This is a genomic window from Flavobacterium sp. LAR06 (assembly GCF_041946075.1).
Classification (GTDB): Bacteria; Bacteroidota; Bacteroidia; order Flavobacteriales; family Flavobacteriaceae; genus Flavobacterium.
This window is the reverse complement of the sequence record NZ_JAUTYT010000001.1, coordinates 523570-547964: the sequence shown is the minus strand read 5'-3', so window position 1 is coordinate 547964 and position 24395 is coordinate 523570. Positions and strand designations below refer to the sequence as shown.

Genomic DNA, 24395 nt, shown 5'->3' with positions numbered 1-24395 from the left:
AACAAAATGGGTGAAAAAACAATCAGAATAGGAACTCGCGATAGCGAATTGGCACTTTGGCAAGCACATACTGTCGAGAAAAAACTAAACGATTTGGGTTATAAAACCGAGATTGTTGCAGTAAAATCAGCTGGTGATATTATTTTGGACAAACCGCTTTACGAACTTGGCATTACCGGAATTTTTACTAAAACACTGGATGTTGCCATGATTAACGGCGATTGCGATATTGCCGTTCACTCTATGAAAGATGTTCCAACGGCCTTGCCACAAGGTATTGTTCAGGCTGCGGTTTTAGAAAGAGCTAATGTTTTAGACATTTTAGTACACAAAGGAAATCCTGATTTTGAGCAGCCAAGTACAATTGCAACCGGAAGTTTGCGTCGTCAGGCATTATGGTTCAATAAGTATCCTAACCATACAGTGGTTGATTTACGCGGAAACGTAAACACCCGTATGCAAAAACTACAAGACAACAACTGGGATGGAGCTGTTTTTGCTGCTGCAGGTTTGGAGCGCATCAACATAAAACCAGAAAATTATATCAATCTCGATTGGATGATACCCGCGCCGGCACAAGGAGCAATGCTTGTTGTGGCGATGGAAAATGACAATTATACTTTAGATGCACTTTCGCAGTTAAATCATATTGAAACGGAGATCTGTACTTATATAGAACGTCAGTTTTTGAGAACGCTGGAAGGAGGTTGTACGGCGCCAATTGGAGCTTTAGTAACCTATAACGAAGACGAAGACACTTTACATTTTCAGGGCGTTTTGCTTTCTGTTGATGGAAAACAAAAACTGGAAATCGACAAAACCGTTGATATTTCAGAATGGAAAAAACTAGGATTCTTCGCCGCTCAGGAAATTCTAAACAATGGCGGAACCGAATTGATGCAATCTATTAAAGAATCTTTAAAAAAATAATGGCAAAATCAATTCAGATATTATCCACAAAAAAGCTATCGGGCGAACAAAAACAAGCATTAACAGCTGCTAATTTTGAAGTTATTGACACCGATTTCATTCGGACTCAAAATAAATCTTTCGAACTTAAAGACCTCAACGAAAATTTGATTTTTACTAGTCAAAATGCCGTTCACAGTATTTTATCTCATCCAAAAGCGGAAGAATTGAAAACTAAAAACGTTTTTTGCGTTGGTTTAAAAACTAAGATTTTACTATCAGAAAACGGATTCAATGTGGTGGCTTATACCGGTTACGCTTCGGATTTAACCGAAATTATCACTTTGATTTATCGCAGTGAAAGTTTTACTTTTTTTAGTGGAAATCTTCGAAGAGAAACTTTACCAAAAGCATTGAAAGACGCCGAAGTAAAATTCAATGAAATTCAGGTTTATGATACTTCTCTAACGCCACAGAAAATAAAAACAGCCGTTGACGCGATCTTATTTTTCAGTCCGTCAGGCGTTGAAAGTTATTTGAAAGACAATACCATCAAAAAAGAAACATGCTTTTGTATTGGAGAAACCACTGCAGACGCTTTACATAAAATTACCAAAAACATCATCATCGCAGATCAACCAACGGTTGAAGATGTTTTAGAAGATGTTTTAGAAGAATATAAATAATAAAAAGCAATAGGCTTTGGCTATAAGCCCTAAGCTAAAAAACAATAAACAATAAACGCTTAAAGCCTAAAGCTTAAAGCCTAAAGCAAGAAAAAATGTTAAAAAACGACCTATTTTTAAAAGCATTAAAAGGAGAAACTGTTCAACGTCCACCAGTTTGGATGATGCGTCAAGCCGGAAGATATTTACCAGAATTCATCGCTTTGCGTGATAAATATGATTTCTTTACCCGTTGTCAGACTCCGGAATTAGCAGCAGAAATTACGGTTCAGCCAATTCGCAGAATTGCACCGGATGCAGCGATTTTATTCTCGGATATTTTGGTTGTACCTCAAGCAATGGGAATTGAAGTTTTAATGAAAGAAAATTTCGGTCCGTTTTTGCCAAATCCTATTCGTTCATTGGCTGATGTTCACAGAGTTTATGTTCCGGACATTCAGGAAAGTTTAGGTTACGTAATGGATGCCATTAAATTGACTAAAGAAATGCTGAACGATGAGGTTCCATTAATTGGTTTCGCTGGTTCCCCTTGGACAATCTTTTGTTATGCTGTTGAAGGAAAAGGTTCTAAAAGCTTTGACACTGCAAAAGGATTCTGTTTCTCAAACCCTGCCGCAGCGCATACATTATTACAAAAAATCACAGATACAACTATTCTATACTTAAAAGAAAAAGTAAAAGCGGGAGTTGATGCTGTTCAGATTTTTGATTCTTGGGGAGGAATGCTTTCTCCGGTTGATTATCAGGAATTCTCATGGAAATATATCAACCAGATCGTTGAAGCTTTAGCTGATCACGCTCCGGTAATTGTTTTCGGAAAAGGATGTTGGTTTGCTCTTGGTGAAATGGGTAAAAGTAGAGCTTCGGCATTGGGTGTAGACTGGACTTGTTCAGCTAGAAACGCACGTTACTTGTCTGGTGGGAACATTACTTTACAAGGAAATTTTGATCCGTCAAGATTACTTTCTCCAATTCCAACCATCAAAAAAATGGTTCACGAAATGATCGACGAATTCGGAAAAGATAAATATGTTGTAAATTTAGGTCACGGAATTTTACCAAATATCCCTGTTGATCACGCTAAAGCGTTTATTGACGCTGTGAAGGAATACGGACAATAGTATTACAGTGTGCAGTCGCAGTTTTCAGCCAACTTCAAAACTGAAAACTGCCACTGCGACTGAAAACTCAAAAAATAATGCTCAACAAAGGCCTTAGAGACGAAGAAAGTATCAGAATAGAAAATACGCTCCGAACTTTACACGCACTTATTTTTGTGCCAAGGTTTTGGAACGCTGAAGATATTAGCCTAGTAGATGAGCAACTGAAGAGTTTTGGTTTAAGTTTAGAACGAACAATTGAAATACCGGAAGAAGAATTAATTATTCTGCTTCAGAGATGCCATTTAGATTGGAATCAACAAGAGAAATTTGCTGATATTTTGATTCATTTATCTCAAGAAAAGCAATTTTATTTCTTAGGTAAAGCACTTGCTATTTACCAATACATCCAGCGAGAAAGCAAAGTTTTCTCCTTCGGAATAAATGCCAAAATCGCCTCGGCTAAAAACAAATAAACATGAGTTTTACAGATTGGAAAATAGATCGAATTGAAACTGTTACTGCTGAAGAGTTTTTTACACTAGTCAATAGAAATAAAAATCACATTCAAAAAACTTTTCCAGTGACGCTGGCCAATTCTGATTCTTTAAAAAAAGCAGAAGGTTTTATGGCTGTCAATCTTGAAAAAGAAAAAAACAACGAAGGCTTTTACTTTTTCGCAAGAGATATCAAAACCAATGATCTAATTGGCTATTTATGTGTGAAAACCATAGATTACCGCATTTCAAAATGTGAATTAGGTTATTTTACTGATGAAGATTTTCAGGGAAAAGGAATCACATCAAAAATGGTTTCAGATGCACTTGATTTTTGTTTTAACGAACTGAAAATGAATAAAGTTTTTATCTGTACATCAGAAATCAATTTTGCAAGCCAGCGCGTTGCATTAAAACACAATTTCAAACAAGAAGGAATTTTAAGAGACGAATTTAGAAATGGCGATGGCGAATTGCAAAACACTGTTTATTTCGGATTGCTTAAATCAGAATACAATACTCATGAAAGATAAATTTTACGCATACATACAAAATCTACAAGACCAAATCTGCGCCGGATTAGAAGCTGTTGACGGAACGGCAAAATTCCGTGAAGATCTTTGGAAACGCCCGGAAGGTGGCGGCGGAAGAACGCGCGTTATTGAAAACGGAAATGTTTTTGAAAAAGGCGGAGTAAACATTTCAGCCGTTCATGGCAAATTGCCGGAAGCGATGCAGAAAATGTTTGGAGTAGGCGAAGCGGATTTTTTTGCCTGCGGATTAAGTTTGGTTTTACATCCGAAAAATCCAATGACACCAACGGTTCACGCGAATTGGCGCTATTTTGAAATGTACGACGAACACGGAAAAGTAATCGAACAATGGTTTGGCGGTGGACAGGATTTAACACCTTATTATCTGTTTGAAGAAGATGCAATTCACTTTCATCAAACGTGTAAAACGGCTTGTGACAAACACAATCTGGAGTTTTATCCAAAATATAAAAAACAATGTGATACTTATTTCTGGAATGCGCACCGAAACGAAGCCCGCGGAATTGGCGGTTTGTTCTTTGATTATTGCAAAGCAAATGAATCGATGTCAATGGAAAACTGGTTCAATTTCGTATCTGAAGTTGGAAATAGTTTCTTAGAAGCGTATGTTCCAATTGTGGAGAAAAGAAAGAATTTAGCCTATACTCCTGAAAACAGAAATTGGCAAGAAATCCGTCGTGGACGTTATGTCGAATTCAATTTGGTTCATGACAAAGGCACTTTATTCGGTTTAAGAACCAATGGAAGAATTGAGAGTATTTTAATGAGTTTGCCTCCGCATGTGCAATGGGTTTACGATCATCACGCAGAAGTTGGAAGTGAAGAAGAGAAATTGGTAAATGTGTTGGAAAATCCTTGTGAATGGATCTCATAAATTGAACCCAATATTCATTTAACTTCTTTGTAATCATAAATTTAAATTGTAATTTACTCTAAAATCTTCAATCTAAAATCTAAAATATTATGGAAAGAGAAATGAACATTGCACAATTAGATCGCATGCATTACGGAAAAGGATTTATTGCTGCACTAGACCAAAGCGGCGGAAGTACCCCAAAAGCACTGGCACAGTACGGCGTCCAGGAAAGCAGTTTTACGAATGATGAAGAAATGTACACTCTTGTACACGAAATGAGAACCCGCATTATTAAAAGTCCCGCATTCAAAAGCGAATATATCCTGGGAGCCATTTTGTTTGAAAACACTATGGATCGCAAAATCGACGGACAATGGACTGCCGATTATTTATGGGAAAAGAAAAACATAGTTCCGTTTTTAAAAGTAGACAAAGGACTTGCTGATCTTGCCAATGGCGTACAATTGATGAAACCCATTTCCAATTTAGATGAATTACTGACGCGGGCTGTAGAGAAAAACGTCTTCGGAACCAAAATGCGTTCTGTTATTAAAGAAGCAAATGCCGAAGGAATTCGTGAGGTTGTAGAACAGCAATTTAAAGTTGGTTTACAAATCTTTGAAAAAGGACTTGTGCCGATTATCGAACCGGAGGTAGATATTTATAGTGCTGATAAAGAAAAATCGGAAGAAATTCTAAAAGCAGAAATCCAGAAACAGCTTAATTTACTGGATAAAGATGTGAAAGTGATGCTGAAATTGTCTATCCCGACTGTAAATAATTTTTACAAAGAACTAATGTCTGATCCGCATGTTGTGCGTGTTGTGGCATTGTCTGGAGGATATTCAGAAGAAGAAGCCAATGCTAAACTGACACAAAACCACGGATTAATTGCCAGTTTTTCAAGAGCTTTGTCTGAAGGTCTTTCTGCTGGTCAGTCTGATGATGAATTTAACCAAAAACTTGATAAAACCATTAAAGCGATTTATACCGCTTCCATTACATAAAAATATTAGAATAACTTCAGGATAAAACCTGAAACATGAAACTTTAAACAAAAAAATATGTTCCCATTACAAAGAGGCAGAAGACTACGAGTAAATGAATCTATCCGTAGTTTAGTTCGCGAAACGACATTAAGTCCAAGTGACTTTATGTTTCCAATGTTTATTGCAGAAGGCGAAAATTATAAAGTTGAAATTCCATCCATGCCGGGAATTTTCCGTCGTTCGATCGACTTAACGGTTGAAGAAGTAAAAGAAATTTTTGCTTTAGGAATTCGTGCTGTCAACATTTATGTAAAAGTAGACGAATCTCTAAAAGACAATACCGGAAAAGAAGCCTGGAATCCAAACGGATTAATGCAAAACGCTATTAAAGCTATAAAAGCAGCTTGCCCTGAAATGGTTGTAATGCCAGATGTTGCTCTTGATCCCTACTCCATTTATGGTCATGACGGAATAATCGAAAATGGGGATGTTGCCAATGATGCAACCAACGACGCATTAGTAAAAATGGCCGTTTCACACGCACAAGCCGGAGCCGATTTTGTAGCACCAAGCGACATGATGGACGGACGTATTTTACGTTTACGTCAGGGATTGGATGCTGCAGGTTTTCATAATGTAGGTATCATGAGTTATTCTGCTAAATATGCCTCTGCATTTTATGGTCCGTTTCGTGATGCTTTGGACAGTGCGCCGAGAGAAGCTGATGTAGTTGTTCCGAAAGACAAAAAAACATATCAAATGGATTATGCCAATCGTATCGAAGCGATTAGAGAAACCCTTATGGACGTGGAAGAAGGTGCTGATATGGTAATGGTAAAACCGGGAATTGCTTATCTGGATATTGTACGTGAAGTAAAAAATGCTGTAAATGTTCCTGTAACCGTTTTTCATGTTTCTGGAGAATACGCCATGATTAAAGCTGCTGCTGAAAGAGGCTGGCTGGATAATGACAAAATTATGATGGAGCAGTTAATGTGCATTAAAAGAGCTGGAGCAAGTTTGATTTCAACCTATTTTGCGAAAGAAGCTGCAATTATTTTAAACAAGTAATTAGTGACAAAAAAAGTATATTTTAGCGTCTCAATTTAAACCCTAAAAATATATGAAAAACGTATTACTTACTTTCATGATGGCTGCTACTTTAACAACTGTGGCACAGGAAATTAGAATTAAAAAAGATAAAATTAGTATTGACGAAACGGAGGTTGCGATTTTAGATAAAGAAAAAGTAGTTTACAAAATCTTATCTCTTGACAATCGCCCAATCTTTTCAATAGAGCGTAAAAGCAATTCTTTGCTTGATGGCTCTACTGTTTATTGGTCACTTCTTACTGATCTAAGCAACAATAAAACCAATGAAATTATTGATTACGGAAAAGATCAGGGATTAAGTTTTCAAAGAACCATCGTGGCAAGTGTTTGTAATGATAAATACAAATTTATTAGTGCATCTGGTATAGACGAAAAAGGCGTTTTAGAATTTATTAATGGAACTCCAACAGATATTCAAAAAGTATTTGCTGATGCAGACCAAAAAACAAAAGAGCAGTTACAAACAGAATATGATGCAATGACTGCACTGAATGTAAAAGTTTCTGGTGGTACAATTTATCAAAAACAAGAAGTTTATAAAAATGGTGCTCCTGTTTTAGAATATGTAGCGATTGGTGATGTGACTAAAAGTAACGTTACGTTTATGCCAAACTTCCCTCCAAGTTTAGTTTATACTGTAAATTCTACTTTTACAGAGATAGACAATAATAACAGAGAACAAAGAAGAACCAGAATGGTGGGCGCATGGTATGCAACAAAAACAGGTTACAGAAACCCTAACACTGATAAAAACATTAAAGATGAAATAATTACTCCTGACAACAAATACTTTAATCTTAGAGGAACTCTTACTGATACTGAAAAAATCAAATTGAATTTTTATGGTAATGAAGATAAAGATTTGCTTTCAAAACAAATCGTTGCAAAATTGCTTTATAATGGTTACAAATTTGAAGCAATGAAATAATAATCAATTTAATAATGAAAAAAATATTATTCTTAACTGCCGTTTTAGCTTTTGCTTCTTGTAAAAAAGAGCAGGAGCCCTTTGGAAAATCAACTGAAAGTACAACAGAAACCTATTCTGAAGGAGAATCGGCGGAAGCCAAAACACCTGAAGCTTTAGGAAAATCAATTTTTGAAGGAAAAGGAAATTGTGTTTCCTGTCATCAGGTTGATCAAAAAGTCATTGGTCCGAGTATTCAGGAAATCGGAAAAATTTACAAAGACAAAAAAGGTGATATTGTTACTTTCCTTAAAGGAAATGCAGATCCAATTGTTGATCCAAGTCAATTTTCAGTTATGAAAACTAATTTCCCGATAACACAGGCAATGTCTGATGAAGAATTAAAGGCGATAGAAGCTTACATTTATAGCAATCTGAAATAAACAATTTCCTGCTGACATACTGTTGTCACAAGGTCATCATACATTTGAAATCAAACAAAATAATTTAACTAAAATGGATATTCAAAAATTTAGTATTGTTGGGATTTCAGTACGAACGACCAATGAAAATGGTCAATCAGGAGAAGATATTCCCGCTCTTTGGAACAGATTTATGACAGAAGGAATTGCTGAAAAAATTCCAAATAAAATCGACAATGCTCTTTATTGTGTTTATACCGAATACGAAAAAGATCATACTAAGCCTTACTCAACAATTTTAGGATGTCTTGTAAGCTCTTTAGATTTTATTCCTGAAGAAATGACTGGGAAAACTATTGAAAAAGCAACTTATGAAAAATTCACCGCAAAAGGAAATCTTCATGAGAATATTGTTTTTAATGAATGGATGAAAATTTGGAATTCAGATTTAGACAGAAGTTTTACCTCAGATTTTGAAATTTACGGAGAGAAAGCACAAAATCCTGAAACTGCAGAAGTTGATATTTTTATTGCAATTAATCGATAAAACAAAAACGGCGCTAAATTAGCGCCGTTTTTTATGATTATAAGATTACCAAATTTTTACTCTTTTCGCTGGTTCTATGTACATTTTATCCCCTGCTTTAATTCCGAATGCCTGATAAAAAGCATCAACATTCTGGATCGGCACATAAGCTCTGTACATTCCCGGAGAGTGTGGATCCGTTTTTACCTGACTTTTAATTGCCTCATCTCTCGTTTTCGTTCTCCAAACCGTAGCCCAGGAAATAAAGAAACGTTGCTCAGGTGTAAATCCGTCAATTAAACCTGGATTTCCATGAGCTTTTAAGTACAATTGCAATCCGTCGTAAGCAGCATTAATTCCACCTAAATCTCCAATATTTTCTCCTAAAGTAAATTTACCATCTACGTGAATTCCCGGCAATGGCTCTAAAGCACTATATTGATCTGCAAGTTCATTCCCTAAGGTTGTAAATTGTTTTAAATCGTCGGCAGTCCACCAGTCTACAAGATTTCCATCTGCATTATAACGCGCTCCTGAATCATCAAAACCATGTGAAATTTCATGACCAATTACAGCTCCAATTCCACCATAATTCACAGCTTCATCCGCTTGGTAATTGTAAAAAGGCGGTTGTAAAATTGCCGCTGGGAAAACAATTTCATTATAAGATGGGTTGTAATAAGCATTAACAGTTTGTGGTGACATTCCCCACTCTGTTTTATCCACCGGCTTATTTAATTTTTCTAAACCTTTCTTGAAATTCCATTTTGATAAATTGTGTGCATTCTCAAAATAACTTCCACCTTCGGCAACACTTTTAATTTCTAAAGCTGAATAATCTTTCCATTTATCCGGATACCCCACTTTTATGGTGATTTTGTTCAATTTCTCAATTGCTTTTACTTTTGTAGCGTCAGACATCCATGCTAAATTATTAATACGGTTTTGGTAAGCCGTAATCACATTGTGGATCATATCAATTGCCTTGGTTTTTGCATCGGCAGGAAAAACTTTCTCTACATAAAGCTTACCAAGTGCTTCTCCAATACTTCTGTTTACAACTTGCAAAGCCGTTTCTTCACGAGGTAATTGTTTAATTGCTCCTCTTAAAGTTTTACTATAAAAGTCAAAATTTGCCCTTTCAATTTCAGTTGTTAAATGTGAAGTTGAACGATTCAATAAAGTCCATTTTAAATATTCTTTCCATTGCGGTACTTTGTTTTCAGTAAAAACAGTTTGCAAAGCTTTCATATATCGTGGTTCGATAACTACAACTGTGTCTAGTTTTGCTAAACCAAGTCCTGTAAAATAAGCATCCCATTTAATTGCCGGAGTTAACTTTTGAAGTTCAGCAACAGTCATTGGGTTATATTGAAGACGACTGTCTCTACTCTCAACACGATTTAATCTTGGGCTTGACAAAGCAGTTTCCAAAGCCAGTATTTCTGCTGCGCTCTGTTTTGCTTTTTCAGGAGATTCTCCAATAAACTGCATCATTCTCGCTACATGAAGCTCATATTTGGCACGTTTTTCCTTTGAATCTTTATCTTCAGAAGTATAATAATCTTTATCAGACAAACCCAATTGGCTTACGCCAAGACTTACCGAATTTTTTGAACTGTTTTTTTCATCAGCACCAATGTAAATTCCGAAGAAATCATTTCCACCCTGAGGTTCCATTTCTACCAAATACTTTTGAAGATCAGCTACATTTTTAATAGCGTCAATTTTTTTCAGGTAAGGTTTCAAAGGTTCTATTCCTCTTTTGTTTCTTCCTACTGTATCTAAAACAGTATTAAATAAATTTACTGCTTTGCCCTGATCAGTATCCGATTTATACTTTGGATTTTTTGAAGCTTCCTTCAAAATTGCCATTGCATCTTTATCTGTTTTTTTGATCAATTCATTAAAGCTTCCCCAAGTTGTACGATCACTTGGAATTTCGGTTTTATCTAACCAGGTTCCATTTACATATTGAAAAAAATCCTGACTTGGACTAACCTTCGTATTCATGTAAGAAACATTGATACCCGGTTCTTTTGGTTTTGCGTCCTGAGCCTCAACTGCGCTGAATGTAAACATTGCAGAAACGACACAAAACATAGGTTTAGTAAGCTGTTTAATCATTTTTATTTATAGTTTTAGTATATATACAAACATATTGCTATTATTCCGAACTCTATGTTAAAATTCTTGCAATAATCTCCAGTGAGATTTTTAATGCAAAAAATCGATCATAAGCAGCAAAACATTTCATGAATATATGTTTGATTATATACCATTAATTCAAATTGTTTTTGGAATATTTGTCAAAACAATTTATTAAAGTGAGAGCAAAAATTCAGAATGCCTTTTCAGGAAAAATTGAAGCTATCGGATTTCCAATTTTAGCTTTATGCTGGGTGAGTTTCTTTTGGGGAACAACCTGGTTAGCATCTAAAGAAGCGGTTAGACATATGCCCGGGCTACAGGTAGCCACTATTCGTCAATTTTTGGGCGGCCTTCTTTATGTTGGTTATTTTCTAATCAAAAAAGAGCCCTGGCCAAGAGGGAAACAATGGAAAACGATTATTATTTTATCTATTTTGAATTTTGCTTTAAGCAACGGTTTGAGTACTTGGGGAGTAAAATATATCAGTAGCGGATTAGGTGCCATTATTAGTGCTCTTTTTCCAATTTGGATTATTGTTATCAATTTTTTTAATGGTATAAAAATCGCCAGAGTGGCTTTATTCGGAATCCTGATTAGTTTTGGTGGAATCTGCATCATTTTCATGGACTACTTATCTGATTTTCTACGACCTGATTTTCAATTCGGAATCCTTTTAACCATCATTTCAACTATTACATGGGCTTTCGGAATTTTAGAAACCAAGAAAAAGGCGGCCAGTTTTAATCCCTATTTTAGTTTAGGATTGCAAATGCTAATTTCGAGTGTGTTTTTATTTGGAATCACAGAAGCTGCTGGAACTAATATTCCTTTGAGTGAAATTTCACTAAATTCCTGGTGGGCTATTGTTTACTTAATCATAATTGGTTCAGTCTTAACCTTTATTGCTTTTATTTATACGTTACAGCATCTTCCAACGGAAATCAGTAGTATCTACGTGTATATAAATCCCATTGTAGCAATGGTTTTAGGATCATTCATTTTTGGGGAAACACTTACTCAGGCCATTGCCATTGGTGCAGCAGTAACTTTAACTGGATTGTATCTTGTTAATAAATCAATTAGAAAGACTAAAGTTTAAATTAATCGCCACATTCACGAATTATTATTATTTAATTCGTGAATTCGTGGCGATTAAAACCGTGTTAAAAGCAATACAGAATTAGTTTTTTGAAAACTGCTTTTCGTATTTTTGCGCCAAATTCTGTTTATGAAATCTTTACTATACAAATACCGCAAATTCTTTATTGTTTTAATCGTATTTTCGGTAGTTACTATATCCCTATTTTATTCGGCTTTAAAGCCACAAAAAACATTACCCATTTACAATCCTGCTGACGTAAATCCTGAACTGGTTGATAGTACGATTCAATACAAAAGTAAATACCATACCATTGCTGACTTCTCTTTTGTAAATCAGAATGGAGATACCATTACTCAAAAAAACTACGAAGGAAAAATTTATGTAGCTGACTTTTTCTTCACAACCTGCGGATCTATTTGTCCAAAGATGTCGACCAATTTATCAGAAGTTCAAAAAGCAGTTCTGAACAATCCAAAAGTAATGCTGCTTTCTCATACGGTCTTTCCCGAAGTAGATAGTGTTTCTGTTTTAAAAGCGTATGCTGTAAAATACGGAGTTGTGGACAGCAAATGGAATTTGGTTACCGGCGATAAAAAAGAAATCTATACCATGGCCAGAAAATCATACTTAGCAGTGAAATTAGGTCGCCCCGATCAATTGTATGATATGGTTCATACAGAGAATTTTGTTTTGGTAGATCAAAAACGTCGTGTTCGTGGATTTTATGACGGAACAAATAAAGAAGAAATCAAACGACTACTTGAAGACATTGATTTCTTATCGCAAGAGTAAAATTGGCTTATTTAAGTAAATTTTGGCACAATCAAAACTGTTAATTGCCTTGAAATAAAGAATTATTACCTATTTTTGCAATCTAAATTCAATCTAAATAAGCTTGCAAAATACAATTCACACTCTGAAAAAAGGCGAAAAAGCCATTATCAAAGATTTTGATATCGATCTTATTCCTCTAAAGTTATTAGAAATGGGTTGTTTGCCGGGCAGCTTGGTCGAATTACTTCAAATTGCTCCTTTTGGAGATCCCTTATATTTAGACATTAATGGCTCTCATGTTGCCATTCGTATAGAAACTGCTCGTGAAATTGAAGTTGAACTTATCAAAACCAATTTGTAATGAGCATTCAAAATATAAATGTTGCCCTTATCGGGAATCCGAATACTGGAAAAACCTCTGTTTTTAATCAACTTACCGGTTTAAATCAGCAAGTTGGAAATTATCCCGGAATTACCGTTGAGAAAAAAATTGGTTTCTGTAAACTTCCTCATAACATTAAAGCTAATATTCTTGATTTACCGGGAACATATAGTCTGAATGCCAGTTCAATGGATGAAAGTGTTGTGATTGAGCTTTTGCTGAATAAAAACGATAAATTATATCCGGATGTTGCAGTGGTCGTGACAGATGTCGAAAATCTGAAACGAAATCTACTGATTTACACACAAATAAAAGACCTTGAAATTCCGACGATTTTAGTCATCAATATGTCTGATCGCATGGAAAGCAAAGGAATTACACTTAATATTCCTTTTTTAGAAGAAAAACTAAAAACCAAAATTGCTTTAGTAAGTTCGCGTAAAGGTCATGGAATAGAGGAACTAAAAGAATTAATCGTTTCCTATAAAACGATTCCGCACGAGCCTTGTTTAAATGCTTCTGTTATTGACACTGAATATTTTGAAAAACTTCAACATGCTTTTCCGAATCAGTTATTATACAAATTATGGTTGGTCATTACGCAGGATGTGAATTTTTTAAATTTAGAACGTAATGAAATCCGAAGCACTTTTACCAAATCTCATTCAGAATTAAAACGTTTACAGCAAAAAGAAACGATCAAAAGATATCAATTTATCAATGATGTTCTGAAAGAAGGTTTACAGGTTGATGAATCAATGGCAAAAGACATAAGAGCCAAACTTGACCGCGTGTTAACGCACAAAGTTTGGGGTTATGTTATTTTCCTTGCTATTTTGTTTTTGATTTTCCAATCGATTTTCAGCTGGTCAACAATCCCTATGGATTTCATTGACAGCACTTTTGCTTCTTTAAGCAGTTGGACAGCCTCAGAATTGCCAAGCGGTATTTTAACCGATTTGCTTTCGCAGGGAATTATTCCGGGAATTGGCGGTATTCTGATTTTCATTCCACAAATTGCCTTTTTGTTTCTGTTTATTTCCATTTTGGAAGAAAGCGGATACATGAGTCGGGTAGTATTTTTGATGGATAAAATCATGCGCAAATTTGGGCTTTCCGGAAAAAGTGTTGTGCCTTTAATTTCAGGAACTGCATGTGCTATCCCGGCAATTATGGCAACCCGAAATATTGAAAACTGGAAAGAGCGTTTGATCACTATTTTAGTAACTCCGTTTACGACTTGTTCTGCAAGATTGCCGGTTTATACGATTATTATTTCGCTAGTAATTCCGGATCAGCGTGTTTTAGGAATCTTAAATTTACAGGGATTATCGTTGATGTTCCTTTATTTACTAGGATTTGGAACCGCCATTTTATCTGCTTATATCTTAAATAAAATTCTAAAATTCAATTCTAAAACCTATTTCGTAGTCGAAATGCCGAGCTACAAAATGCCGCTTTTAAAAAATGTTGGGATTAATGTGGTAGAGAAAACCAAAGCGTTTGTTGTTGGTGCGGGTAAAATTATCTTAGCGATATCTGTTATTTTATGGTTTTTAGCTTCTTTTGGACCAGGAAGAGATTTTAACGAAGCCGAAACTATCGTAAAAGAAAGATTTGCCAATACAACTTTAAATGAAGTTCAGTTTGAAAATGAGGTCGCTTCTCAAAAATTAGAGAATTCTTATATTGGCATCATGGGTAAAGCTATTGAGCCAGCCATTTCGCCTTTGGGATACGATTGGAAAATCGGAATTGCGATTATCAGTTCGTTTGCGGCACGTGAGGTTTTTGTTGGAACTCTTGCCACCATTTACAGCGTTGGAGATAGTGACAATGAAGCAACCATTAAAAGCAAAATGCAGAAAGAAGTAAATCCGCAAACGGGCGAGAAAATCTTTAATTTTGCTTCTGGAATTTCGTTACTACTATTTTACGCTTTCGCAATGCAATGCGCCAGTACATTGGCCATTACCAAAAAAGAAACCAATTCATGGAAATGGCCGGCGATGCAATTATTCTTAATGAGCGGATTAGCTTATTTTGTTGCGCTTTTGGCTTATCAACTTTTAAAATAAACGGCTATGATACAAGAAATTATTGCCTTTGGAATATTATTTATCGCCGTCGCTTTTTTGATTAAGAAGTTCTTTTGGAAATCGAAGAAGAAAAAAGATTGTGGTAATGGAAATTGTGGGTGTTCGTAGAGAAAAGGTTCTAAGGAACTAAGATTCTAAGGCGCTAAGGTTTTAAAGCCATTTCATAGAGATGCACTAAAAAAAAACAAAGCTTCACAGAGATTTAAATTTCTTTGTGAAGCTTTGTAGTTTATCAGCGTTAAAGTAACGCGAAATAACTGAAAACTGAGACTAAAAACTATTTTACTCCCTCCCATTCCGCATAAAACTGCGCTAAAAACATTTCCATGAATTTATGTCTTTCAGCAGCGATTTGTTTTCCGGTCTCTGTATTCATTTTATCTTTTAAGAGTAAAAGCTTTTCGTAGAAGTGATTTATCGTTGGTGCGTTGTTCTTTTTGTATTCTTCCTTACTCATGTTTGTTACTGGAGCAATTTCAGGGTCATATAAGGCACGATTTTTAAATCCGCCATAATTGAATGCTCTTGCTACTCCAATTGCCCCTATTGCGTCTAAACGATCAGCATCCTGAACGATATCCAATTCTATAGAGGAGAAGTTCTTTTCGAAATTTCCGCCTTTATATGAGATGTTTTCGATGATGTTTACGACATGCTGTATAATTTCCTCTGAAACATTCTCGGATTCCAGAAACACTCTTGCCGTTTTTGGCCCGATAGTTTCATCTCCGTTATGAAATTTACTGTCTGCAATATCGTGAAGTAAAGCTCCTAGTTGCACTACAACCAAATCGCAATCAGTATCTTTTGCAATTAAAAGGGCATTTTTATAAACGCGCTCAATATGAAACCAATCATGTCCACCTTCGGCATCGTTTAGTTTTTCTTTTACGAACGCTATTGTTTTATTTATTAAGTTGGGATTATTCATAGTTATTTGTTGTATTTTCTTATGATGGCAGGCAGATAATTACTTTCCTTTTTAAATAAAAATGTTGATTGTCAAAGCTTGACACTTCAACAATCAACAATATATTTTAATCTAAACTCTAAAATCAGAAATCTAAAATTAACTTACAATCTTGCTGGTTCAACCCATTTAAAAATATGAGATTCCTGCGGGATTACTAATCTTTCAGAGATTCTTGCCATACGAGCTGGTAATTTCATTAAGTAATCACGTGCTTTTTCTGCTTCGTCTGTCAAATTAGTAACTTTATCAATTTCCCATTTGTCAATTAATTTCTGCATGATATCCACATAATCGTTGGCAGTGTAAACACCGATACGTTGTGCAGAATCAGAGAATTGTTCGAAAGCTGAGCTGATCTTTTGACCAGATTCTCTCAAGAAGTGCGCCGGCATCACGATTTTTTGTTTCATCATGTATTGAAACGCTAACATCATTTCGCTAGGATCAACCTGAAAAATTCTCGTAACAAATTCGCTATATGCATGGTGATGACGCATTTCGTCACCCGCAATCATTTTACACATTTTAGACAACTTGTTATCACCAAATTTTTTAGCCATTTGAGCTACTCTATTATGCGAAACATACGTTGCCAATTCCTGGAAACTAGTATATACAAAGTTTTTGTATGGGTCAGATCCAGTTCCGATATCAAAGCCGTCGTTGATTAAATGCTGTGTTGTCATTTCGATTTCACGCATGTTCACACGACCAGACAAATACAAGTATTTATTTAGCAAATCACCGTGGCGATTTTCTTCTCCTGTCCATTGACGAATCCATTTAGACCAACCGTTTCCACCGTTTTCTACCTGATTTATTCCTTCAACATCCATCAACCATGATTCGTAAGTTGGTAAAGCCTCTTCAGTGATAGTATCACCTACTAAAGTTACCCAGAAATCGTATGGTAATTCTTTGGCAATTTCGCGTAATTCTCTAACCTCCTCAAAGAAATTATCTCCTTCAGAATTAGGTAGAAAATCTGACGGCTGCCAAATCTTTTCTACTGGAATTAAATACTGTTCTACGAAGCTATCTACGTTTTTTTCCAAAAACTGCATAACCTCTAATCTAATGTTTTTTATAGACATTACTTATTTAAGATTGCGATTTGTGTTTCCGTTTTATTTCTGAAAACAAAAATCTATTTATACTCGTTTACTCCTTCAATAACTGCCTTTTCTGTCAACTTCATTAACTCGGCAAAATCATAATCTTTTACAGCCATTGCTTTATGTGCGGTAAAGGTAAGGTGATTTCCTAAACCAACCGGGAAAAAGCCATATTTTACCATTTTCCATGAATTGTTGATGCTTACCGGAACCACATACGCTGATGGCGCATATTTACAAAGAATTTTCAAACCGCTTTGGGCGAATTCTTTTGGTTTACCAGTTTTACTTCTTGTGCCTTCGGGGAAAATTACTGCAGATCTTGTATTCTTTTCAATATATTCAGACAAGCCTTTGATTACAGGAATCGCTTGTTTAGGGTCTTTACGGTCAATTAGTACCGAACCTCCGTGGCGTAAATTGAAAGATACACTCGGTATTCCGCTACCTAACTCCTTCTTACTTACAAATTTACAATGAAATCGTCTAAAGTACCAAATCATTGCCACGATATCGTACATACTTTGGTGATTCGACACAAAAATCAAAGGAACTCCCGTGGGAATTGTCTCTCTATTTTCGATTGTATATCTGGTTCCCACAAGATTTGTACATCTTAAAAGGAAAAAATTCAAATAATCAACGCTAATTTTATGAGCCTGATATCCAAAAACATTTAGGCAAATCCATTGTATCGGATGAAATACCACCAGACACAATCCAAAACATAAATAGTAAATTACGGATATGGGATACGAAATTATCTTTTGCATGCTTTAAAAAATTAATTGCCAAAAGTAATAAATAAATTTTTAGCGCTATAAAAATTATACAAGTATCAACATATACGGTACTTAAAAGAAAAAATGCTTTAAAAATTATACCAATTTGTACGAAATATATTTACATTAATAGTTGGATTTTACAAATTTAAGCGTTGTAAGACTATTATACATTATAAAAAAGTGCCAATTCATTTCATAAAAGCCATCAACAACTTTAAACCGAAAATAAAAAAATTACCTTTGTACCTGAAATTGCAAACTTTTTCTGAATTAAATGAACTTCACTTACCCTAAAAATGAACGCTTAAAGAGCAAAACGACAATTGGTTTACTGTTTTCTGAAGGGAAATCGGTTTCAAAATATCCTTTGCGGTTGGTTTACCGTCAAGCGGAAGCTCATTCAGAAGAAAAAATTAAAATGGGCGTTTCGGTTTCTAAGAAATATTTTAAGAGCGCCGTTGACCGCAATTATTTCAAACGCGTTCTTAGAGAAACCTATCGATTAAACAAACATTTGCTTTGGGATAATCTCGAACAGCCTTATTCTCTGATGTTCTTCTATCAGACCAAAGACAAATTATCTTACGAAGAAATCAATATCAAAACGATTCAGTTGTTTGAGAAATTTCTGCAACAAATAAACAAAACGACAGATTCTGAAACTAAAACAGAGATCTAAATCTCAAAAAACAACTTTGTTTGTCAAATTAGAGAAAAAATTATAAAAAAATTGTAGTTTTAACTCTAAATTGGAACTTTATGAGATATATTTTCTGTTTTTTCTGTTTTGTTTTAATTCTTTCTAGTTGTAATAAATCGTACGATGCCGAAGATACAGTTATGGCCGTTCAAACGGTAAAACTTCCGCCTAAAAACGAGTCAGCTGCATACGACAAAAGTCCAGATCCGACAGCTCCTCCTGCGATAAAAGAAAAAATCGAACAGAAAATCATAAAAGAAGCGACCTTAAGATTTGAAACTGATAATCTTGAAACTACTTTCACTCGAATTCAAAACGCAGCGACCACAAATAATGCAAGAATAATAAACGATTCTGAAGGAAAAGATTTTGCAACTGTTTTTAGAAATCTTACAATAAAAGTTCCAAGTCAGAATTTTGATCGTTTTATAAGTGATATTTCTAAAGGGGTTTCTTATTTTGAAGTTAAAAGTATATCTGCTGAAGATGTTACGGAACAATTTATTGATCTGACATCCAGATTAAAAACCAAGAAAAAACTCGAAGAACGATATCTTGAAATCTTAAAAAAAGCAAACAAAGTAAGTGAGATTTTAGAAATTGAAGAACAAATTTCGACTATTCGCGAAGAGATCGATGCCAAAGAAGGCCAACTCAAATATTTGGAAAGCCGCGTTTCTGAAAGCACGATTACTATTGAATTTTACAAAACAATTGCCGAAAAAGAAGGCGTTAAAATATCGTATGGCTCAAAACTGTGGACAGCAATTAAATCAGGATTCTTTAGTTTATCTGATTTATTAATTTCATTACTAAGCGTTTGGCCGTTTGTTATCTTATTTTGTTTAGTAGCCTATTTTATTAGAAGAAGATTAAAAAGAAAAAAAGCATAAAATCATGTATCCTTATCTCAAAAAGAAGTTCGTTATACCAGCCGTTGCCGCAGGATTTTTATTTATTGGAACCAGTTTCAAAGATGATTTCTTTGAAATAGCCAAGCAAATCGAAATCTTCACGACTTTGTTTAAAGCTGTTAATACCAATTATGTGGACGAAACCAATCCCGGTGATTTGATGGACAAAGCTATTAAAAGCATGTTGGGAAGTTTAGATCCTTATACGGTTTACTTTAACGAACAAGATGTTGTTAATTTTAAAATCAACAATACCGGAGAATATACCGGAATCGGTGCTTTGATTTCCCGTAAAAAAGACCGCTTGATTGTTCGTGAGCCTTATAAAAACTATCCTGCAGACAAAGCCGGATTAAAAGCAGGTGACGAAATTATTCAGATTGGTGATGTTTTGATTGCCGATTTTAAAGATGATGCTTCTCAATTATTAAAAGGAACAAAAAATACCAAAATCCAAATCAAGTACCTTCGTCAGGGAAAAACCTTAACAACTGAGTTGGTTCTGAATGAAGTTGATATCAAATCGGTTCCGTTTTACGGAAAAATTGATGATAAAACGGGTTATATTGTTTTGGCCCATTTTAGCCGAAAAGCTGCTGCTGAAGTAAAAGAAGCTTTGGAAAAACTGAAAGCTGACGGAGCAACACAAATTGTCTTGGATTTAAGAGGAAACCCGGGCGGTTTACTAAATGAGGCGATTGATATTTGTAATTTATTTGTTCCGAAAAACGAAGTTATTGTAACAACAAAATCAAGAATTGAAAAACACAACAACACTTATAAAACGACCAAAGAACCAGTTGATACACAAATTCCACTAGCTATTTTAGTGAATGGAAGAAGTGCTTCTGCCTCTGAGATTGTTTCCGGAGCTTTACAAGATTTAGATCGCGCTGTTATTTTAGGAAGCCGCAGTTTTGGTAAAGGTTTGGTTCAGCGTTCCGTTGATCTTACTTACGGAACTCAGTTAAAAGTTACCATTTCACGTTATTATACACCGTCTGGTCGTTGTATTCAGGCGTTGGATTACGCGCATAAAGACAAAAACGGTGTCGCTCAAAAAACCGATGCTAAAAATTTCAATGCTTTTAAAACCAGAAAAGGAAGAACGGTTTATGATGGTGGAGGTGTCTTGCCTGATATTGAATTAGACGAAACTAAAATGAGTCCGATTACTACGGCATTATTGAAGAACGACGGAATCTTTGATTACGCTACAACGTATTATTACAAAAATCCAAATTTAGGAGATAAGATTCCGGTACTGACAGATACTGATTACGCGAGCTTTAAACAGTATTTAAAAGCAAATAAAATCAGTTTTGACACAGAGACCGAAGTGGCTTTAAAAAATACTTTGGCAGCAGCCAAAACGGAGAAAATAGACGAAACCATCGCTCCGGAATATCAGCAATTATTAGCAGCACTTGAAAAAAGCGAAACAACCTTATTGGATAAAAACCAAAAAGAAATTAAAGGTTTAATTCAGGAAGAGCTTATCAAAAGATACCAGTATCAGGAAGGTTTATATCAATTTTATATTAAAAACAATTCAGAAATTAAAAAAGCGGTAAACGTTTTAAATAATCAAACCGAATACAAGACGATTTTAAAAATTTAAAAAAAATGAAAATTTGCAGACTCTTGTTTTTCTTTTTCATTTACAATTTATCGGCACAGCAAAAACCAATTGAAACCATTTATTTTGAGTTTGATAAATATGATCTTACTCCCAAACAAACCGAAGTTGTAACTAAATTTATTAAAAGTATAGACACTACGAAAGTGGAGTCTGTACAGATTTATGGCTATTGCGATGATCGTGGTAACGACGACTATAATTTTAGATTATCAAACAATCGTGCCAATACAATTCAGAACCTCTTGGTTTCTGCCGGCTTTAATCAAAGCAAAATTGTCATTTTGGAAGGAAAAGGACGTGTTGTGGTAAAACCGGACACCGTCGACAATCTTCATGAAACACGTTCAAAAAATCGGCGTGTCGATTTGATTGTGGTGAAACGTAATAGTTTTGGAAAAGGTATTTACACCTCTTTTAAAGACAATCTAAAGATTGGCGATAAGATATACTTAGACAACATATTATTTGAAATCGGGAGTTCAAAACTTACTCCTGCTTCAAAAAAAGAACTGGATAAAATTGCGGTAAAACTACAAACTGACAAAAAAATTCAATTTGAAATTAGAGGCCACGTTTGCTGTACACCTGAAATTTACAGCGACGGAATTGACAAAGACACAAAAGAAAGAAGACTTTCGTGGAACCGTGCCAAAACCGTTTTTAATTATCTTTCTACTAAAAAAGTTTCTAAAAATAGAATGACCTATCAAGGCTGTGGTAATAAATATCCGTTAGGAAGAGGTGATGATTTTGATCGCCGCGTCGAATTTTTGATTACTAAGATTTAGATCATTTTGCCAAAAAGGCTTAAATTCTAAAATTTTTTCATCTAAAGCTATACTCTAAACAAAACTAGTATTCTACTGTTTTAAAGATACTTATAAATAAAAATAATTACTTCAATTTGTTATTGCAACTTTGTTTCTTTAAAACAATTCCTTTGTTTATTACTCCCCACGAACCATTTCAATATGCTCAATATCATCTTCTAAATACATTTCGCTAGTTTGAATAAATCCATGGCTTTCGTAGAATTTCTTCAGATACAATTGGGCTCCAATAGTGATTTTATCTTTTCCGAAATTTGCTTTTATTCCAGCGATAGCTTCACGCATTAAATCGTGTCCCCATTTTTTATCGCGGTAATTGGCATCAACAACAACTCTTCCAATAGAAGCATTATCAAAACTAATTCCGGCATCGAATAAACGTGAATACGCTACAACTTTGCCATCGTATTCGCCAATCAAATGTAATGCTTTCTTGTCTTTGCCATCGATATCCAAATAAACGCAATTTTGCTCCACTACAAAGATCTCGCTTCTTACTTTAAGCAAATCATATAACTCATGAACCGTTAGTGCCTCAAAAGGCTTTATTTTCCATTTTAATTCCATTCTATTGTTGTTTCTCGTTTTTGTTTACTGCTGATCTGCAAAATTACATCAAATATTATCAAATAGAAATCCCGACTACAATTTGCAATCGGGATTTATAAGTAGTATGCTCTATTATTCTACGGAAAGATTATTTTCTCTTCATGATAATTTCCATGCTTTTATATTCTTCTCCATTTTTTGTATCGTACATTTCCATCTTACGGGTATTAGCGTCAACAATAGTATAGATTTCCCGATAAGGTGTTTTTTTACCATTCAATGGGCTAACCATATCGCCCTTAAAATTCATGCTTTTATTGGCTTCATCATATTTACCGATCGCAACCATCATGCCCGTACCCATGTTGTCAATAAAAGTAGTGGTGAATTCTTTACTCGCATTATTGTAAGCAAGAGTACTTTTACCTTCAAATGGCTGTCCCATCATAGTTCCGCTATAAATTGATTCCTGATAACGGCCGCCAAGAATCATCTTGATATTTGCCGTAGAGGTAGCTTTACTAGGTTTCCCATTTGGTCCTTCCCAAAAAGTCATATCGCAACTCCAGGTTCCGGTTTCGTCTGCCATCATTTTATGCGCAGTTCCAGGTGTAGCATATGCTATCCATAATTTCATTTGCGCTGCAGAATCTAAAGGCTTCTCGACAATTGGTTCTTCTGTTTTAACGCTATCCGTCACTGTAACGGCTTCCGTTTCTGGTTTTACTTCTTTTTTACAAGAAACAAAGCACAGCACTAACATTGATAATCCTACATAAAAACTTTTCATAATTAACTGATTTAATGTTTGTTAAAACAAAAGTATGAAAATTATTGCAAACTATCTTTTATCAATTTTGACAGATTTTATAATAGCTTCTAACTCTAGCATTAGATCTCTTTCCTGATTGGATGGGGAATAACAAAAACCTTCAATTACTAAAATTCGATTATAAGCTTCATCGACAATTGCGTAATTGATAAAAGGCCCGGTCATGAAATCGTTCTTCAATTCCCATGTTCCTTTGGTTTCAAATGTTTTTTTTCCGTCTAAAGTAATAGTGGAAAAATACGGCGCATAGGCTTCTCCGGTAATCATTTGTGTATTGGGTTCGCGACCTTTGATATAACGTCCGACTGAATCACGCATTTTAACAATGTTCCCTACAATGTCTGAACTTTTAGTCAATTGTTTAATGGGAACCTGATAAATAAGAAGACTTGTATTACCGCTGATGATCTCTTTTTTCAGCCAAATAAAATTCTTTTTATGCAGCATATATTCATATCCAACTGGTATTTGAACCCCAATATGAAATTTGTTTTTAAGTACGGCAGGATTTAATAAAGATTCACTATTGTCCTGCTGAATTTTTTCGATTTCGGCATCGCGAATCATTTTGATAATTTGCGATCCGTTCATTTCAAGACTACAAATAATATCCTCCACGGATTTTCCGTATATACGAAAGGTATTATGAGGTAGTGCTTTGCTGCGGATAATCTCGAACTTATCTGTAGCGGCTTTTTTCACTACAATAATACTTCGGCTATCGGTAACAAATCCTTCGAGTAATCTGGCGGGATATTGATTGATGGTAAAAAGAGGCTCTTCCTGAGTAAGGCCCCAAACTGGCGAGGCGAATTTATTTCGAATGCTATCGCCCACTTCTCCATACCACAACTGATCATCAATAATGACTGAAATGGTATTGGTTTTACCCGAAACAGGTTCAGGTTGCTTTTCGGTTTTTAAACACGAAAACAACAGAAACGGGATTAGTACCAATAAAAAATGGGTTTTATTCATTTTATTAAT

The 24395-nt window shown here is 35.0% G+C and carries 27 protein-coding genes; 20 read left to right on the top strand and 7 right to left on the bottom strand.

Features of this window, described 5'->3' with window-relative positions:
- Nucleotides 1-6: 6 nt before the first annotated feature.
- The 11 genes from hemC to Q7C23_RS02315 all read left to right on the top strand — a co-directional run bounded on the left by hemC (nt 7) and on the right by Q7C23_RS02315 (nt 8580).
- Nucleotides 7-930, top strand: coding sequence for a hydroxymethylbilane synthase (gene hemC, locus Q7C23_RS02365; RefSeq protein ID WP_375031160.1), 924 nt, complete (start codon nt 7-9; stop codon nt 928-930).
- Entirely contained in the window at nt 930-1595 is a 666-nt protein-coding gene (locus Q7C23_RS02360) for a uroporphyrinogen-III synthase (RefSeq protein WP_375030999.1), read from the top strand. Before hemC ends, Q7C23_RS02360 begins: the two co-directional genes overlap by 1 nt.
- A gap of 95 nt (nt 1596-1690) precedes the next feature.
- Complete coding sequence (hemE, locus tag Q7C23_RS02355; RefSeq protein WP_192186598.1) at nt 1691-2716, top strand: uroporphyrinogen decarboxylase; 1026 nt, start codon at nt 1691-1693, stop codon at nt 2714-2716.
- Between the two features lie 77 nt (nt 2717-2793).
- On the top strand, nt 2794-3171 hold the full coding sequence (locus Q7C23_RS02350; protein WP_375030998.1) for a hypothetical protein: 378 nt from the start codon (nt 2794-2796) through the stop codon (nt 3169-3171).
- 2 nt (nt 3172-3173) lie between these two features.
- A complete protein-coding gene (locus Q7C23_RS02345) occupies nt 3174-3725 on the top strand; it encodes a GNAT family N-acetyltransferase (protein WP_375030997.1) in 552 nt (183 codons plus the stop codon).
- Nucleotides 3715-4620 (top strand): oxygen-dependent coproporphyrinogen oxidase, encoded by a 906-nt coding sequence (gene hemF, locus Q7C23_RS02340; RefSeq protein ID WP_375030996.1) that lies wholly within the window; start codon nt 3715-3717, stop codon nt 4618-4620. Before Q7C23_RS02345 ends, hemF begins: the two co-directional genes overlap by 11 nt.
- 101 nt (nt 4621-4721) lie before the next feature.
- Nucleotides 4722-5609: a fructose bisphosphate aldolase gene (locus Q7C23_RS02335; protein WP_375031159.1), complete on the top strand. Its 888-nt coding sequence runs from the start codon at nt 4722-4724 to the stop codon at nt 5607-5609.
- Between the two features lie 57 nt (nt 5610-5666).
- On the top strand, nt 5667-6662 hold the full coding sequence (gene hemB / locus Q7C23_RS02330) for a porphobilinogen synthase (protein WP_375030995.1): 996 nt from the start codon (nt 5667-5669) through the stop codon (nt 6660-6662).
- A gap of 52 nt (nt 6663-6714) precedes the next feature.
- A complete protein-coding gene (locus Q7C23_RS02325; RefSeq protein ID WP_375030994.1) occupies nt 6715-7632 on the top strand; it encodes a hypothetical protein in 918 nt (305 codons plus the stop codon).
- Nucleotides 7633-7646: 14 nt separating this feature from the next.
- Entirely contained in the window at nt 7647-8054 is a 408-nt protein-coding gene (locus tag Q7C23_RS02320) for a c-type cytochrome (protein WP_375030993.1), read from the top strand.
- Between the two features lie 73 nt (nt 8055-8127).
- On the top strand, nt 8128-8580 hold the full coding sequence (locus tag Q7C23_RS02315; protein ID WP_375030992.1) for a GyrI-like domain-containing protein: 453 nt from the start codon (nt 8128-8130) through the stop codon (nt 8578-8580).
- A 45-nt stretch (nt 8581-8625) separates the two neighbouring features.
- Here the strand turns inward: Q7C23_RS02315 and Q7C23_RS02310 are convergent, their stop codons facing one another.
- On the bottom strand, nt 8626-10686 hold the full coding sequence (locus Q7C23_RS02310) for a M13 family metallopeptidase (protein WP_375030991.1): 2061 nt from the start codon (nt 10684-10686) through the stop codon (nt 8626-8628).
- Nucleotides 10687-10886: 200 nt separating this feature from the next.
- Between Q7C23_RS02310 and Q7C23_RS02305 the strand changes: the two genes are divergently transcribed.
- From Q7C23_RS02305 to Q7C23_RS02285, 5 genes are all read left to right on the top strand, one after another.
- The gene (locus Q7C23_RS02305) at nt 10887-11810 is read left to right on the top strand and encodes a DMT family transporter (protein ID WP_375030990.1); all 924 of its coding nucleotides are present in this window, start codon (nt 10887-10889) and stop codon (nt 11808-11810) included.
- A 129-nt stretch (nt 11811-11939) separates the two neighbouring features.
- Nucleotides 11940-12605: an SCO family protein gene (locus Q7C23_RS02300; RefSeq protein WP_375030989.1), complete on the top strand. Its 666-nt coding sequence runs from the start codon at nt 11940-11942 to the stop codon at nt 12603-12605.
- A 103-nt stretch (nt 12606-12708) separates the two neighbouring features.
- On the top strand, nt 12709-12948 hold the full coding sequence (locus Q7C23_RS02295; RefSeq protein WP_026982352.1) for a FeoA family protein: 240 nt from the start codon (nt 12709-12711) through the stop codon (nt 12946-12948).
- Entirely contained in the window at nt 12948-15047 is a 2100-nt protein-coding gene (feoB, locus tag Q7C23_RS02290; protein WP_375030988.1) for a ferrous iron transport protein B, read from the top strand. Before Q7C23_RS02295 ends, feoB begins: the two co-directional genes overlap by 1 nt.
- 6 nt (nt 15048-15053) lie before the next feature.
- The gene (locus tag Q7C23_RS02285; RefSeq protein ID WP_375030987.1) at nt 15054-15176 is read left to right on the top strand and encodes a FeoB-associated Cys-rich membrane protein; all 123 of its coding nucleotides are present in this window, start codon (nt 15054-15056) and stop codon (nt 15174-15176) included.
- 169 nt (nt 15177-15345) lie between these two features.
- Here Q7C23_RS02285 and Q7C23_RS02280 read toward each other — a convergent pair whose 3' ends face one another.
- The 3 genes from Q7C23_RS02280 to Q7C23_RS02270 form a co-directional block, all read right to left on the bottom strand.
- A complete protein-coding gene (locus Q7C23_RS02280; protein ID WP_375030986.1) occupies nt 15346-15999 on the bottom strand; it encodes an HD domain-containing protein in 654 nt (217 codons plus the stop codon).
- Nucleotides 16000-16142: 143 nt separating this feature from the next.
- Nucleotides 16143-17135 carry an acyl-ACP desaturase gene (locus Q7C23_RS02275; protein WP_375030985.1) on the bottom strand — a complete coding sequence of 331 codons (993 nt, stop codon included), beginning with the start codon at nt 17133-17135 and terminating at the stop codon, nt 16143-16145.
- Between the two features lie 53 nt (nt 17136-17188).
- The gene (locus tag Q7C23_RS02270; RefSeq protein WP_375030984.1) at nt 17189-17929 is read right to left on the bottom strand and encodes a lysophospholipid acyltransferase family protein; all 741 of its coding nucleotides are present in this window, start codon (nt 17927-17929) and stop codon (nt 17189-17191) included.
- A gap of 286 nt (nt 17930-18215) precedes the next feature.
- On the opposite strand from Q7C23_RS02270, the gene rnpA reads away from it, so the two are divergent.
- The 4 genes from rnpA to Q7C23_RS02250 all read left to right on the top strand — a co-directional run bounded on the left by rnpA (nt 18216) and on the right by Q7C23_RS02250 (nt 21985).
- Nucleotides 18216-18620 (top strand): ribonuclease P protein component, encoded by a 405-nt coding sequence (rnpA, locus tag Q7C23_RS02265; protein ID WP_375030983.1) that lies wholly within the window; start codon nt 18216-18218, stop codon nt 18618-18620.
- A gap of 80 nt (nt 18621-18700) precedes the next feature.
- On the top strand, nt 18701-19534 hold the full coding sequence (locus Q7C23_RS02260; RefSeq protein ID WP_375030982.1) for a DUF4349 domain-containing protein: 834 nt from the start codon (nt 18701-18703) through the stop codon (nt 19532-19534).
- 4 nt (nt 19535-19538) lie between these two features.
- Entirely contained in the window at nt 19539-21176 is a 1638-nt protein-coding gene (locus Q7C23_RS02255; RefSeq protein ID WP_375030981.1) for a S41 family peptidase, read from the top strand.
- A 5-nt stretch (nt 21177-21181) separates the two neighbouring features.
- A complete protein-coding gene (locus tag Q7C23_RS02250) occupies nt 21182-21985 on the top strand; it encodes an OmpA family protein (protein WP_375030980.1) in 804 nt (267 codons plus the stop codon).
- Nucleotides 21986-22144: 159 nt separating this feature from the next.
- Here the strand turns inward: Q7C23_RS02250 and Q7C23_RS02245 are convergent, their stop codons facing one another.
- The 3 genes from Q7C23_RS02245 to Q7C23_RS02235 form a co-directional block, all read right to left on the bottom strand.
- On the bottom strand, nt 22145-22594 hold the full coding sequence (locus tag Q7C23_RS02245) for a GNAT family N-acetyltransferase (RefSeq protein WP_375030979.1): 450 nt from the start codon (nt 22592-22594) through the stop codon (nt 22145-22147).
- Nucleotides 22595-22724: 130 nt separating this feature from the next.
- On the bottom strand, nt 22725-23366 hold the full coding sequence (locus tag Q7C23_RS02240) for a DUF1579 domain-containing protein (RefSeq protein ID WP_375030978.1): 642 nt from the start codon (nt 23364-23366) through the stop codon (nt 22725-22727).
- A gap of 51 nt (nt 23367-23417) precedes the next feature.
- Nucleotides 23418-24386 carry a DUF4837 family protein gene (locus tag Q7C23_RS02235; RefSeq protein WP_375030977.1) on the bottom strand — a complete coding sequence of 323 codons (969 nt, stop codon included), beginning with the start codon at nt 24384-24386 and terminating at the stop codon, nt 23418-23420.
- Between the last annotated feature and the right edge of the window lie 9 nt (nt 24387-24395).